Source organism: Winogradskyella undariae, assembly GCF_013285155.1.
Taxonomy (GTDB): domain Bacteria; phylum Bacteroidota; class Bacteroidia; order Flavobacteriales; family Flavobacteriaceae; genus Winogradskyella; species Winogradskyella undariae.
Window position 1 is genome coordinate 1 of the sequence record NZ_JABTEL010000014.1, and the last position, 14,976, is coordinate 14,976.

The 14,976-nt window shown below is 30.7% G+C and carries 9 protein-coding genes; 2 read left to right on the forward strand and 7 right to left on the reverse strand.

Going from position 1 to position 14,976, the window contains the following annotated elements; translation table 11 throughout:
• The 4 genes from HSX10_RS15735 to HSX10_RS15750 all read right to left on the reverse strand — a co-directional run.
• On the reverse strand, positions 1-1,631 hold a 1,631-nt coding region (locus HSX10_RS15735), incomplete at its 3' end, for a PorP/SprF family type IX secretion system membrane protein (protein WP_173589208.1).
• A gap of 1 nt (position 1,632) precedes the next feature.
• The gene (locus tag HSX10_RS15740; RefSeq protein WP_173589209.1) at positions 1,633-3,096 is read right to left on the reverse strand and encodes a T9SS type B sorting domain-containing protein; all 1,464 of its coding nucleotides are present in this window, start codon (positions 3,094-3,096) and stop codon (positions 1,633-1,635) included.
• A 132-nt stretch (positions 3,097-3,228) separates the two neighbouring features.
• Positions 3,229-4,548 (reverse strand): beta-helix domain-containing protein, encoded by a 1,320-nt coding sequence (locus HSX10_RS15745; protein WP_173589210.1) that lies wholly within the window; start codon positions 4,546-4,548, stop codon positions 3,229-3,231.
• 261 nt (positions 4,549-4,809) lie between these two features.
• Positions 4,810-5,262 carry a hypothetical protein gene (locus HSX10_RS15750; protein WP_173589211.1) on the reverse strand — a complete coding sequence of 151 codons (453 nt, stop codon included), beginning with the start codon at positions 5,260-5,262 and terminating at the stop codon, positions 4,810-4,812.
• Between the two features lie 504 nt (positions 5,263-5,766).
• Here HSX10_RS15750 and HSX10_RS15755 point away from each other — a divergent pair.
• Positions 5,767-6,378, forward strand: a complete 612-nt coding sequence (locus HSX10_RS15755; protein ID WP_173589212.1) for a peptidase associated/transthyretin-like domain-containing protein — start codon at positions 5,767-5,769, stop codon at positions 6,376-6,378.
• Between the two features lie 126 nt (positions 6,379-6,504).
• Here the strand turns inward: HSX10_RS15755 and HSX10_RS15760 are convergent, their stop codons facing one another.
• Positions 6,505-7,245: an acyl-CoA desaturase gene (locus HSX10_RS15760; protein WP_173589213.1), complete on the reverse strand. Its 741-nt coding sequence runs from the start codon at positions 7,243-7,245 to the stop codon at positions 6,505-6,507.
• Positions 7,246-7,314: 69 nt separating this feature from the next.
• Positions 7,315-7,884 carry a Crp/Fnr family transcriptional regulator gene (locus HSX10_RS15765; protein WP_173589214.1) on the reverse strand — a complete coding sequence of 190 codons (570 nt, stop codon included), beginning with the start codon at positions 7,882-7,884 and terminating at the stop codon, positions 7,315-7,317.
• Positions 7,885-8,070: 186 nt separating this feature from the next.
• Between HSX10_RS15765 and HSX10_RS15770 the strand changes: the two genes are divergently transcribed.
• Positions 8,071-8,325 carry a cold-shock protein gene (locus HSX10_RS15770; RefSeq protein WP_367651281.1) on the forward strand — a complete coding sequence of 85 codons (255 nt, stop codon included), beginning with the start codon at positions 8,071-8,073 and terminating at the stop codon, positions 8,323-8,325.
• Positions 8,326-8,565: 240 nt separating this feature from the next.
• Here HSX10_RS15770 and HSX10_RS15775 read toward each other — a convergent pair whose 3' ends face one another.
• The gene (locus HSX10_RS15775) at positions 8,566-14,820 is read right to left on the reverse strand and encodes an alpha-2-macroglobulin family protein (RefSeq protein WP_173589215.1); all 6,255 of its coding nucleotides are present in this window, start codon (positions 14,818-14,820) and stop codon (positions 8,566-8,568) included.
• Between the last annotated feature and the right edge of the window lie 156 nt (positions 14,821-14,976).

Here is a 14,976-nt window from a genome sequence, read left to right on the forward strand (position 1 = left end):
GCTTCTTGCTGTGCTTTTTGTTCAGCAACAAGTTTGGCTTGTGCATCTACTTCTTGTTGTGCTTTTTGTTCGGCAACAAGTTTAGCTTTTGCATCTGCTTCTTGCTGTGCTTTTTGTTCAGCAACAAGTTTAGCTTTTGCATCTGCTTCTTGCTGTGCTTTTTGTTCAGCAACTAGTTTAGCTTTTGCATCTGCTTCTTGCTGTGCTTTTTGTTGAGCAACCAGTTTGGCTTTTGCATCTGCTTCTTGTTGTGCTTTTTGTTCAGCAGCTAGTTTAGCTTTTGCATCTGCTTCTTGTTTCGCTTTTTGTTCGGCTAGCAATCGTGCTCTTGTTTCAGCTCTTTCTTTTGCTATTCTATCTGCTTCAATCTTATCAGTTTCTGCTTTTGCATTAGCTAATTCTGCAGCTTTTTGTTCTTCTAATTGTTTTGCTTTTCCTGCTGCTACTTGTTGAGCTGCTGATATTTCAGCTTGTTCATCTGCTTCAATTTTTGCTTTAGCATTCTGTTCTGCTATTAATGCCGCTTGTTTTTCAGACTCTGCTTTAGCTTTTTGTTCAGCAACTAATGCTTTTTGTTTATCAGCTTCTATTTTTGCTTGAGTTGTGCTTGCAGAAGTACGACTAGCTACTTTTGATTTTGAAGTTTTAGTAACACGACGTCTCTTATTTTCATTTGAAAGAATACCACTTATTTCATCTTCACGACTATAATCATAGTAGTTCTTGTTTTTAAAGCGATACGCTAAAGTAATTTCGTGTGAAGGACCAAAATTGCTTAAGTCACCAAAAGCAGTTTCGTAATTGTATTCTATAGCTATTTGTGTTGTAAGGTTAAGTCCTAAACCTCCAGAAGCTCCATAAAGTGTATTATAGCCTACTTGAGCCCAAATTCCTTTAGGTATAGTTATCATTGTTACAGCTGAAATAATGGTTTCTTCTTTTTGAAAATCAGACCTTAGTAAGGTTGTAAATTTACTATCGTCAAAAAATCCTCTATTTCTCATGTAACCTGTGTACATGAAGTGAGCTTGAAGACTTTGCTTAGGATTGTCTTCAATTAGAGTTGAAGAATTAACATTATATAATGCTAAGTTGTTAATTGATAGTCCAAAATCTAAAAATTCTGTACCATAATTAATTCCTGGGTTTACTGTTAATAAAAAATTATCTGGGATGTTTTGTAAGGAAGGATCCTCAAAATTAGTAATCACATTAGAAGTGTTAACCCCACTTTTATAAGCACCGATATTAATACCGAATGTTAAGTTATTATCAAGACCTAATTGTGCATTGTAAGCAAAATTAAGAATTCCTCCAAAGGTTGTTAAAACCCCATAGTTTTGCTGAAAAAGACCTAAACCAGCTCCAATATTCTCTCCAAAACGTCCTGAATAACTTGCTAAATAAGTGAGTGGTGCATTTTCGAACTGTACCCATTCTCTTTTATTGTAAAAACTGATGTATTTGTTTTGTTCTCTTACAAAGCTAAAAGTAGGGTTTAAGGTGTAACGATTAAAAGTTAGAGAATTACGTGTTGGCATGTCAAGTGAAACCACCCCATCATCTTCTTGAGAATAGAATTTTTGTGTAGAACAGACACATAATATAAGAAGTAAGACAAATGTTTTCATGCTATTTTACTACCGTTATTGAGCCTTTTTTTGTGTTATTATCTTCTGTTGTTATCACGTAATAATATACTTGACTGATGCTTGTTAAGTTTAAATCGTTTTCTGGCCAGTTGTTTTGATAGTTATTTGTTTTTAAAACAATTTTACCTTGAGTGGTCATTATAAGAACTTCTGTATTTGTACCACTCACGTAATCAGATGGTATAATCCAAGTGTCATTTATAGTATCTCCATTTGGGCTGATGAGGTTTGGTATTTTTTCAACTTCAGGAAATAAATCTAATTCCTCTTCAATTGTAAATAAATATTCAATTGAAGCATTACATCCTGTAGTTTCGGTAATAACAACTTTGTATTCTCCAAATTCAGTTGCTTCAAAAATTGCATTTGTTGCACTAGGAATAATATTTTCATTTAAATACCATTCATATTCAGGGGTAATTGCAGTTGAGGTTACCGTTACCGTTAAAGTTTCTTCAGCTAACATTTCATTAAATTCTGGTACATCAATTGTACTATCAAATAATTCACTAACTAAATCAATTGAACCAGAAGCTAAACACTCTCCTAAATCTACTTGAACAGAATAAACACCAGATTCATTAGTTTGATACATTTGTTCTGTAGCGTCAGGAATAATATTTCCATCTTTATACCACTGATGGCTTACTCCTCCGATGGTGTTTAAGGTTGTAAAACCTTGTTCTGGACAAAAAGGATTTCCTAGGCTTGAAACAATAGTTGCAGAAGCTTCACCAGATGCTGCTTGAGTAATTGTTACACGATTAGAAAAAGAATCTGAAGTACAGCTTCCGTAATTTGTTCTTACAAAATAAGTTCCTTCATTATTTACAGTTAAAGTAGGTCCATCAGCAACAAAAGTAGATGTTGTAGGGCTTGTTTCTCTATACCACTTAAAGGTAAGACTTGGATATTGTAGCGGAGAGTCGTTTGTGTTATTTCCAGGATTATCTATTGTTAATAAATAACTACCACCTGCACAAAAAGCACCTGTAGAAACTAGATTATTAATTGTGAAAGGTGAATCTTGAATTTTATAATAAGCAGCAAAAGGTACTGATCTAGAACTTGAAGCAATAGGGCCACTAGATTTAATTTTTATACGATAATTTTCTCCTGCTGTTGTTTCTGGTAACGAGAAGGCAATTGTTGCAGGAGAGCTTGTTATTTCTCCAGGAGCAGTGGTATGTATAATAGTAGGACTTAAAAATTCACCATCTACATCAGACATTTCAATACTAAATTGATTTGAAGCACTTAATGAAGATTCAGGGCTAAAAATAAAAGTTGCATAATATGTGTTAAAAGAATCACTAGCACAAGCTTGAGTAAAACCTAAGTTTGGAGTCCCGATGACTATTTGAGCATTAGCATGTTTTACCATGAAAAAGGTAAAGAAGCAAAATCCAAATAAGAATCTATTGAGGTGGTTAGGTTTAAGCATTGAAGTAGTATTTGTAATTTAATTTCTAATCTATAAGCTAGTTTGGGGTTTTATCAGTGTCATAGTGTATTTAGAAACCATCTAAATACACTATGAATTAATGTTTGGTTTTATTGATATTTTGTATCTGTTTTAGTCTTCGTTATAATCATCATATAAATCATTTGAAGCTATAATTTTATTTATTCGTAATCTATAATCAGGATATCTACTATTCTCAGAATCAATGAAGGTTTCATCATCTGGTCCTTTAGAATAAACATTATCAAAAGCTCTACTACCGTACCAGCTTTCTAAGTCATCATTATTAGTATATCCTTTTCTAAAAATATTTCCTTTACAGTTATTAAAATAAGAACTAGTAAATTTTATTTTCGCTAGATTGGTATTGTTTATAGCAATTTTGCTATCTAAAATTACTGCTGGCTGAAAACCAGAGATAACACTTTTATTAATATGAAACGATGTGTCTGGTCCAATAAGAATAGCTTCTTGTACTAAACCAATTTGCATATCTGATTTTAGATTGTTACTTACATTAACCAAAGTAAGGTTTGTAGCATTTACAAATGTTTCTTTTTTAGAACTATCTGCATTTTCTTTTATATCATATGAACTAATTGAAATACAACGAGAACCATCAGCACTTGAAATATAAGGAGATCTTATGGCTAAGGAATTTATTATATTGCTCTGCGTACCAAGATTAAAGTTATAATCGTTTTTATTAGATCTATAAGAAACAGTTCTTGATAAATTAACTTCACCACCTAAAACATTAAATGAACTTCCTTTACAATAGCTTACCATTACATTGTTTATTTCTGTGTTTGATCCAACACCTGCTAAAGTTAATGCACTAAAGTTTCCAAATTCCTTTGTTCTTTTTCCTGCATATTCAATTCTAACATATTTAAGAGAACCTGAGTTGCTCTGTATATTATCACCACCAAAAATAATATTTTCGGTTGCTGTAGGTTTTAGTCCGTAGTTTAGAGACGTTACTTTTCCAAAAACATTTATAGGAGCATCTCCTAGTATAAATAAGCCTCCCCAGTCACCTGGTTTTTTATCTGCTTTATTAGATGTAAATACAATTGGATCGGTTGTTGTTCCTTCTGCAACAATCATAGAACCATTAGTTATAGTTAAAGATCCTTTACTTGTAAAGTCTCCTAATATAACTGTGCCAGGTTCAATTGTTAAAGTTGTGCTGTCAGTTACAAAAACATCTCCTAAAAGAAGGTAAGTGTTTCTTTTTGTTAATGTGATGTTTTCAGAAATATTGCCAGAAAGAATTTGGGTCGGTTCTTCATAGTTGGCTTTGTTAGGTTGGAAGTCTGTCCAAGAATCCAACCAATTATTATATCCTGTAATTCCTTTCTCTTGTTGAGCAAATAAATTACTGAACACAACTAAAAATACGAGTGTAGTAAAAGTAATTTTTTTCATAATAGGCGAAATTTATGTTTAGATTTTATAGCTTTTTAAACATTTCTATTCAAATATATGAACTTTATCTACGAAACACAAATAATATCGACAAAATGCACTTTATTATGTGTCATGTAATCTTAATACTACAATAAAAGGCGATTAATCGTTTTAAATGATAGTAAAATAAAATTTTAACAATAAAAATTTAATCATAAAAAAACCTTGACTTTTAGTCAAGGTTTAATAAAAATATATTTTACAATTTTAAAAAAAAACTTATTCCTTTTTAAAATCTTCGTAAGTATGTAATGATTTTAATGTCGATTCATAAAATAGAATTGCGGCTATTAAGTCTATGGTATCAGAATACGGTAATATCTTTTTTTGAAATTCTATTGTGCTCTCAAAATATAAGGTTGAAGCTTCAATGTTTTCTTCTAAAGCTTTTATGTTATCTTTTGTTTCTGGTATACCTAAACTTACCATTGTAACTCCCGGTTTTGTAGCAAATGCAATATTTGGAAGGATATTTACAATAACTTCTATTCTTTCTATATAAAGAACAAGTAAGTCTCCCTTTTTCATCTTTTTTAATTCATCACGACTGTGGTATTTTTTGATATTCACTTTACCACTAATAATGCTTTGTGACTTATCGTTATTTTGAGCAAAACTAACACTCATAATAAGTAGAAAAAGAGTGCAAAAAAAAGTAGATTTGATTTTCATGTTCGTGCTTTTAAATTAATCTTAGCATCGCAAATCTATGCAATTTATTATATAAAACAATTTTATTTAAGGATTTTTAATAAAACATACTTATGTGTGAAATACCTATTTCGGGGTTAAACGGCTTAAATACTTGATAAAACGTAATCTTTTATCGATGAAATACTTTTTGTTTTTAAAAGAGTATAAACCATATAATTGGAGTGCTTTTGTTAAAAATAAACTTTTTTTTTATTGTAAAACTTCTTTTTAGATGAATAGCATATTTCTTTTAAAATGACTCCTTCTTATTAATGATTATGTAAATTCTGTTTATCTTTATTAATATGAGAAAACAGCTTTTTACATGATAGAGTTAAAGTGTTAGTGATCAATAGTGTGTCTTTTGTCGGTGATTTTTGTTACTTTTTTCTGTTTATCGTAAATAATAAGCATTCAAATGATTTTTAGGGTATTATGATATAAAAACATCAATTTTGGTTAAACCCAAAATCATAGCCTAAGATGAAATATTTATTAAAATCTTTTTATATCCTTTGTTTTTTTATTGCTGCTAATCCTATTTTTGCACAAGAATTAGAACATCATATAGATTTTAATAGTCCTATTTATGATCGTGCTGAAGATCAGTTAACAAGTACGGATACCATTCCTGATTTTAGATCTAAAAAAAATAAATTAAAATTAACAGGGACTATATATTTAAGTGATGGTGTTACTCCTGCAAAAGATGTTATTTTATTTATAGAGCAGCCTAATGAAAATGGAGATTTCGATTTACGAAAAACAGGAGATGATCGTTATGTTTTTCATAGAAGTTGGGTTAAAACAGATGCTAATGGTAAGTATACGTTATATACGTTTATTCCTGGTGGAGATAGAAGATACAATCAATTGCAACAAATTTTCCCATTAATTAAAACGCCTTCTAAACCTGTATATGCAGTAGAATCTTTATTGTTTGAGGAAGATCCATTACTAACTAAAAGATGTGTGAAGCGCATGATGAAAAAAGGAGATGTAAATCGTATTCTTAAATTAAAATCTGAAGATGGTATCTTAGTTGCTGAACATAATATTACTCTAGAGTCAGATAATACTTTAGCTAAATTATAGTTTTAGTATAAAAAATGAGAACGTCCTAAATATTTTTATTTAGGACGTTTTTTTATGTGCTTTTTTTTAAGAGCGTAAATAATATCTTCAGAATATTTATGTGGTCTTTAGATATTATTTTTAAATTTAATCTTTAATTCGAATAGGCTTCAGTTTAATAATACCAAAAGCATCAAGTATTTTTATGATAACATAGGTAACATCGATTTCATACCATTTTACACCAAAATTAGCTCTACTAGCATATTTATGATGGTTATTATGGTAACCTTCTCCCATCATTAAAAAATCGAAACGGAATAAATTTTTACTGGTGTTTTTCATTTTGAAATTAACGTAACCATATATATGTCCAAACCAATTAATAATAACACCATGAATAGGTGCCATTAAAAAAGTGATAGGTAATAATAGCCATTGCCACCAAGCTGTAGCGAAGAAAGCAAAGAATAAAACATAAAGTGTTATCCATAATAACCTTGAGAATCTTGAACTAGCAAAACTATCAAAAGATTTCCACTGGGGCACATTTTTAGTAAACCGTTGATCGATCTCAATACGTTGTTTATTAATGTCTTGGTACACGTTTTTAGTTTTCCACATCATAGCAAAAACATTTGCGTCATAGGAAGGTGAATGCGGATCTTTTTCAGTATCTGTATAAGCATGATGCATTCTGTGCATAATACCATAGCCATAAGCACTTAAGTAGCTTGCACCTTGAAAAACCCAGGTTAATATAAAAGTAATACGTTCTACAGTTTTGGACATGGTAAATACTTGGTGAGCGGCATAACGATGCAAAAAGAAAGATTGAAAAAATAAGCCTCCATACCAGAGTATTAAAACAAAAAGAATAATAATCATAACATTTTTTTTGCAAAGATAAATTGATGTCTTGTGCAAAACAATGAACCCAAATCAATTAAATAGATACTATAATCGTTTTCTAATACGACTTAACGCTTGTGCTGTAACACCAATATAAGAACTGATATATTTAAGAGGAATCACTTTTAATAGTTCTGGGCGTTCTTTAAAAAGTTTTAAATAACGTTCTTCTGCAGTAAGGTTTAATAGGTTTTGTTCGCGTTTAGATTTTAATAAAAAAAGGCGTTCTGCAGTAAGCCGACCAATAAGATTTCCTATTTGAGTGTTTTTATAGACTTCTTGTAAATCTGAATAGGTCATACTTAACAACGTAGTGTCTGTAAGGGCTTGTAGTTGATAGGCGGAAGGTGTTTGGGTTAAAAAAGAATCGTAAGCACTAACAAACTGATCTTTAAAGCTAAAGCCAAACGTAATTTCCTTATCAGGGTTTTCTTTAGGAATGAATAATCGTACCACACCAGATTCAATAAAAGAAATATGGTTCTCTATTTTATTGGTCTTTAAAAAGATTGTTTTCTTTTTAATACACTGACGTTGCAATTTTGATGTAAAAAAATCCCAATCAGGCTGTGATATTGTAGCTAGTTGGTCTAAGTAAGCTTTTATTTGTTGCACGTTTTTATACTAAGTGTTTATCGTTCAAAGATACATATTCAAGGAATTATAAGAATGAAATTTTACAATATTCCGTGATATCTTAAGAATGATTCTTACAAACTCTATTATTTATACTATTTTTGCAACCATAACGAAGAAAAGTAGTCGATTGCTTTTACATTTTAAGAATAATATATAATAGAAATGATGATTAAAAACTTTATAAAAAAATTGTTTGGCGGCAGTAAGGAATTAGAAACGAAAGAAGGAGTCGTGAAGTTTTTTAACGCTAAAAAAGGATTTGGATTTATTATCATTAATGATTCTAACGAAGAGATCTTTGTTCACACAACAAATCTTATAGATAAGATTAGAGAGAAAAACAAAGTGTCTTTTAATATTGAAAAAGGTAAAAAAGGTCCAATCGCTACTAATGTACGTGTGATTAAGAAATCTTAAGGATAAGCCTATATCCATTTTAATTAATAGTTTTTATTCCTGAAAATTCAGGAAGCCCTTTAGAGTAAATAAAACTATGACTGTTCCTTTTTGTAAAAAGGATTAGAGTAAGCGACCAATAATAAATTCAAAACGATCCTAATTATTATAGATAGGAGTTGAATTTAAATCTATAAAAAAAGATGTCTGAGTATATATTCAGACATCTTTTTTGTTTTTACTTTTTGTTCATTTAGAAATTTATTCAACCAAAACTCTAACTCCTTTACTGTGGCTACTAAATTCTGGAGCATACATACTTTCAATAGTGCTTATACCATTACTCATATCTCCAGCATTATTCACTCGTAAATCGTATTCAAAAATATAAATTCCTTTAGGTAAATAGTCCATAAAGAAATTGGTAGCAGCATCTTTTGTACTTTCATAATAACCTAAACCATCTTGCCATTTGTATTGCGATAATACATTTACAGGTTCTAGACCTGCTGCACGCATATCTTTAAGATGCAAAAATTCCATGTTTCTATCAGTTCTTAATTCTATTCTCACTCTAACTAAATCACCAACTTTTAATTTCGATTCTGAAGTGATTTCTGTGATTTCTTCACCTTTGTCTGTATTAGATTTTAAGAATAATTTTTTGCTCAATTTTAAAGGTGTTTCTGCGGAAGTAATTTTATCTAAATCTTCAAAATATTGCCAGTATAAAGCTCCCCAAGCAATGCCTTTTCCTTTTTTTGTAATGGTAACATCAGCTTGTTCGGGTTTTATTTCTGAGCCATTCCAACTTGTTTTATAATAACCTGTTCCGGCTTCAGATTTTACGTTTTCTAAAGTTGAAGGCGTAATAGTTTCATTACCAACTTTTACATCTACTTGTTCAGTAATGCTTAACCAATCGCTGCCTTGTAATAATAACGCGTAAACGGCTTCAGTGGTTGCTTTAGTGGTTTTCCAACGGTTAGTTTGCTTGTTTTTAAGCAACCATATTTTTAGATTGTCTATAGCTTCGAGATTCTTCGTTTCGCTCATGATAACATTACCAGCTTCAGAAAACACTTCTACCATTAGGGCTTGAGTTTCAATTGGGGCTTGATACCAATGCCAAGAGTTTGTATTATCTTTCCAATACATACCTAGTTCTTCCGAAGTTATACTGTTCTCTTTTAAAGACTTTAAAATTTCACCTGCAGTTCTGGTATCATTTTTTCGGTTCATCGTTAAGGCCATCAAGCCTTTTTCATATAAAGAACGACTTAACCAATACTTTTTAATCTGACCTTGGTAATAATCCATGATTTTTTCAACTTCAGATGAAGTCTTAATTTCAGGATAAAAACTTCGTGTGTATAAATAATGCAATTGTGTATGTGATAAATGATCTTTACTTAAATCTGCACTTTTATTATATTTTTTAATGTTTTTATATTCTTGAACAAATTCTGTATCTAAATAATTGATGGCATTTTCAATCATAGACATCTCGACTGCACCTGATGTGACAGAAAGTTGTTTTAAATGTCCAAAGCCTGCAATAATATGTTGCGTGATAAAACGATTATCCCGTCCGCCATTAAACCAAGGCCAAGCTCCGGATTCTTGTTGATTAGTCTTTAATTTTCGGACTGCAGATTGTAACTCATTATTCATTTTATTAAGGTCGAATAATAACGCAATCCGTTTTTTCTGTTCCGTGTTGGATTGAGCATCACGTAACCAAGGGGTTTCTTGTATGAGTAATGATTTCAATTCTTGGTTCTTTTCTAAATTAGAAAGTAAGGCATCTGTAGATTTCCATTGATTAAAAACGGCTTCAATTCTTGGGTTCGATTTTACAATATGTTGTGCTAAAGCATTGGCATAATAACGTGAAAATGTTTGCTCATTACAATCGTAAGGATATTCCATTAAATAGGGCAGAGCTTGTACAGCATACCAAGCCGGATTTGAGGTCATCTCTAACGTTAACTTATGGTTTGTTAAAGATGTAGAGGTGTTATTTTTTAACTTATCTAATGTAAATGTTTTAGTTTGGTTAGAACGAACCCACATCGGTAGTGTTTCAGTAACGAGCATTCTATTACTTAAAACAGGTAAGGCATTTTGTTCTCCGTCACTAAAATCTCCAGCTTTTGCTATGATTTTATATTGTACAGCTTGTAAGCCTTCAGGGATTTTTAATTGCCAAGAAACTTGCGTATTACCTTTAGCATCAACAACAAAATTTTGATTGTTTGAAGTACTCGACAAGATAAGTTGTTTTGAAACATCTTCACCAGAAACAGCATCTGTTAATACTAATTGAGTAATACCTGATAATTGACTTTCTGTAAGGTTAGAAATTTTAGTACTAATGGTAATTTCATCTCCTTCTCTTAAAAATCGAGGTGTATTTGGTATCACCATTAATTCCTTTTGTGTTACAGCTTCTAGTTGCGTTACAGCACTTTCTAATGTTTTGGTGTGCGCCAAAAGTTGTAATTTCCATTTGGTTAAGGCTTCAGGAGCTTTAAAATTGAAGCTTACATTTCCTTCTTTGTCGGTATGTAATTGTGGAAAGAAGAATGCGGTTTCGTTTAGGTTTTTACGGATGTTTACTTGTTGTAATTCTGTTAGACCAGAATTGGTAGTAATAAGAATAACTCCATTTTTTCCTCTTTCACCATAAAGTGTTAAATCTTGGGATTTATCAAGGACTGTAATTTCTGTAATATCGTTAGGGTTAAGTGCTGAAAAAGCATCAGCAGTTATAGCCTCTCCGTTTAATAGATAAAGGGGTTTATTATTTCCTAATAAGGAGGAATTACCTCTTATTCTTACTTGTGTTGCTGCTCCTGGCTGTCCGGATCCTGATACTACTTCCAGTCCATTAGTTTTTCCGCTTAATATATCATCAAAAGAACCAATTTCTTGTAATCCGGAAGAATCTTCCATTATTGGAGCTACACTTAGTCTAGATTTTCTTTTTAAATAACGATTATTCTCAAAACTAAAACCAAACCAGTTTAATTCATCATAGCTTTGATGAGAGTAACTCGTGTTTGTTTTAAAATTATTATACACTCTAAAATTTGTATTTCCAAAACTTTTTCTAAATGTTTTATTGATTTTTCCGTAGTATAAAGGTTTTTTTAGAGGGTTGAAACTCCAATTATGAGATTTAAATTCATCTAAAGAAGCATCATACATGCTTGCTAATAATTCAGCCGAAACTTTATCTCCTTGAGGACCTTTAATTTTAAAACTCCAAGTTTCATCTTGTCCTGGTTGTAACTTATCTCTAAATGTTATGGTTTCAATTTCCAAATCTGTTTTAGGGTAGGGAACATTTACGTTAAAACTTTGAGATTTAAATTCATTAAAAGCAGCAAAAGATGTATGCACAACAAATCCTCCTAAATCATTTTCTAAAACAGGAATTGATATAGTTTCTTTTGAGTTGTTTAGTTTAATAAGTTGTGTCTTTACAATTTTATTGTCCTTTTCAATTTCTACAGTCACTACAATGTTTTTTGCAGCAGAACCGATAGTGAGCAAAGCTGTATCACCAATGTTATAGCTAGGTTTATTTAATTGTCCTTCAAATAATTGATTGTCTGCTATTGTTTTGTCATCAGTACTGAAAATTGAAATATTGGCTTCGTCTTTTAAAGCTTGTCCAAATTTGTCTTTACTTTCTAAAACGATAATATATTGTCCGGAATCCCATTTTTTAAGATTCTTTAAGCTAATGCTTTTGTCTTTTTCGGTATTAAAATTAGAACTAAAAACTTCTTTACCTTTTTTCCATGATGTTACAGAAACTTCGTTATCATAAGATTCGTGAGGAAATAGTTTTTTAAATTCATCTTTAGATAAAACTTGATAGTCTGGTGCGCTCCATGGTCTTGTTCTTAAAACGTTTCGTGGTGCCTTTAATTTATAGATTTTTAAAGTGCCTTTAGCAGGTGCAAATTCCCCATTTAGATTTTCAGAAATTAGAGATAATTCTGAGTTCTTTTCTTTTTTATCGATGAATTTTGGAGCAACAACATTAACCGTCATACTATGATAGCCTACATTAACGGTCGTTGTTACTGTTCTGGTTTCTCCATTAATATCTGTAATGTCAGCAGTAACTTCGTAATTAAATACAGGAAGATTTTCTTTTAAAGCACCGTCATCTGGTAGTGCTTTAAAAGTGATGTTGAATTCACCTTTATTGTTGGTTTTGATTTCTCCAAAAGTAATTTCTTGTGCTTGAGAATTGTTATATGGTCGTCTCCAATAAAACCAACTTGGGTATTGCACTTGGCGTTTTACTCGGTATACAACTTTTGCGTCTGTAATTGCGCTACCAGAAAAAGCAATGGCAGTTCCGTTTACCGTTATACTGTCGTTAACTTTATAAGTTTCAGTGATGGGTTGAAACTCAGGTTTAAATTTAGGGCGTTTGTATTCTTCAACTGAAAAGTAATGCTGTTTATTAATGATATCAGAAACTAATTTAATATAAAATTGACCTGTTAAACCATTATTTGGGAGGATGAATTCTCCGTGAATTGATCCAAATTCATTAGAAGTAAAAGATTGTTCTGATACTTTCTCACCATTTGTATTATATAATTCGGCCTTAATTTTTTGTCGTTTTACAACCGATGATTCTTCATTTTTAAATTTTGTAATTATACCTTTAAAATAAACAGTTTGTCCTGGTCGGTAAATACTTCGGTCTGTAAATAAAAAAGCATTGTATTTGGTGTCGTTATTCTTTATGTCTTCGTGATTTTTATAAATACTGTGATTACCAAAATAAGCGGTATCATCTTTAGTACTAATTTTTATTTCAACATCTCTGTAGTAATTCTGATCCTTTTCAAATTCGAATTGAAACCTTCCAAAATGATCTGTTGTAAATGTTTTATTAAATCGTTTATCTCTTTGGCTATTAGAATAGGTTATTTCAGCTTTAGCATTGGTAAAAGGTTCACCATTTTGTCGATTGATAATTTGGTAATGCTGGCAACCACTTTCAGAACTCTCAATCAAAGCTATATCTGTAACTTGAATATCTGATGTGGCAAAAATATTATCCTGAACATCTGCTTTAATAATGTATAGACCATTAGAAAGATTTGGCATTACAATTTCAGTAGTATGCATTTGGAAATCATGCTCTGTTTTTAAGTTTGAAGCAAAGTTTCTAAAGGTTTTAAGTGAATTTAGAAACTTCGCTTTCTCTTTATATTGATATAATTCGTTATATTTTTCTAATTGTTTTTGGTTGACTTTATAAATCTTAAAATCAATGCTATTGATGTTTTTATAAGTCACTAAAACTTTAGAAGGTGTATTAATAGGAATATATTGTTCCCTTAGGATATTAAGGCTTGGCTCTTTTATTTTTTCAATTATAGACAGACTATTTTTAGTTCCTCTGCTATCTGGGTATTTAGAGCTTATTAAATTGTAAAGTTCTACTGCTTCCTTCAGTTTCCAACGGTGAGTTTCATCGATAACTCCTGCATTGGTATCACTGTCGTAGCGATTTCCTTGTTGGTAATAAAGTGATGCAATTTCATAATTATAAAGTGCAGATAATGGAGAATCCTTTAATAATTCAGCTTTTTCTTTAAGTGATTTAAGTAATAACTCTTCTTTGTTTTTAAATGTAGCGTGTTGAAATACAAAATTTAAACGTTCAATATCTACAGTTATATACGCTTTTGAAGTTGAATCTTTACTGTGAAATTTTAATAAGTTTTGATAGATTTTTAAAGCATTTCGCTGTAATGACAACGTATCTTTTGAAGACAAATCAATCGTTGTAAAAATTTTACTATTAGCAATAAAAGCATCATTATCAATAGTGAATTTGTTTGCTGGTTGTGTAATACCGTTTTCGTCTGTTTTATAAAAACTAAGAGCGTTATGACTTAATAAATCATAAAGTGTAGGGCGATATTCTTTAGAGTTTTTAACTTCATTTAAAAGCGTACTATAATCGGTTAAAGGTGCTTTTTGAAGTAATAAATCATTTTGAAGAGAACGTTGGTAATGGATGTGAATTTCGTTAAATAAAGTTTCTAAATCCCATGTTCTAAAATCATCACTCGTTTTATTAGTTGTTTTAGATCTGTTGTAAAATTTATAACGATTGTCTCGGTAATATTGCCAATACATAGTGGCTAACATGTTTTCTAAAAGCTGTTTTGTTGTTGTGTCGTTAATGCTATTTATTTCATTCTTAAACCGATTCACAATATTGAATTGTGCATCTTCTTCAAGCACTAACATATATTTACTTGTATATAATAATGCTTTAATACGTTGCTTTTTATTATTTTCTTCAAGGGCGTTATTATAAATAGTTTCAACTAAATCAGAAGCACTTTTAGTAAGTCCTTTCTTTTCTAATTGATCTACCTCTTTCCATTGATTCTCCTCTTTGTTTTGAGCATTAGAAAAAAAAGCAAAGCAAATTATCATAAGTAATATTATATAGTTTTTCATTGATCTCAGTTTTTCTACAAAGTACTCACAAAAGTTAGTCCAAAAAAAGGAAAAAATAGTGAAAGCTTCATATGAATGAGTGAAGTTAAACAATTTGCAAGTGAAATGGAACGTTATTCAATTAAGGCTTTATGACTAAAACTTAAATTGTATTTT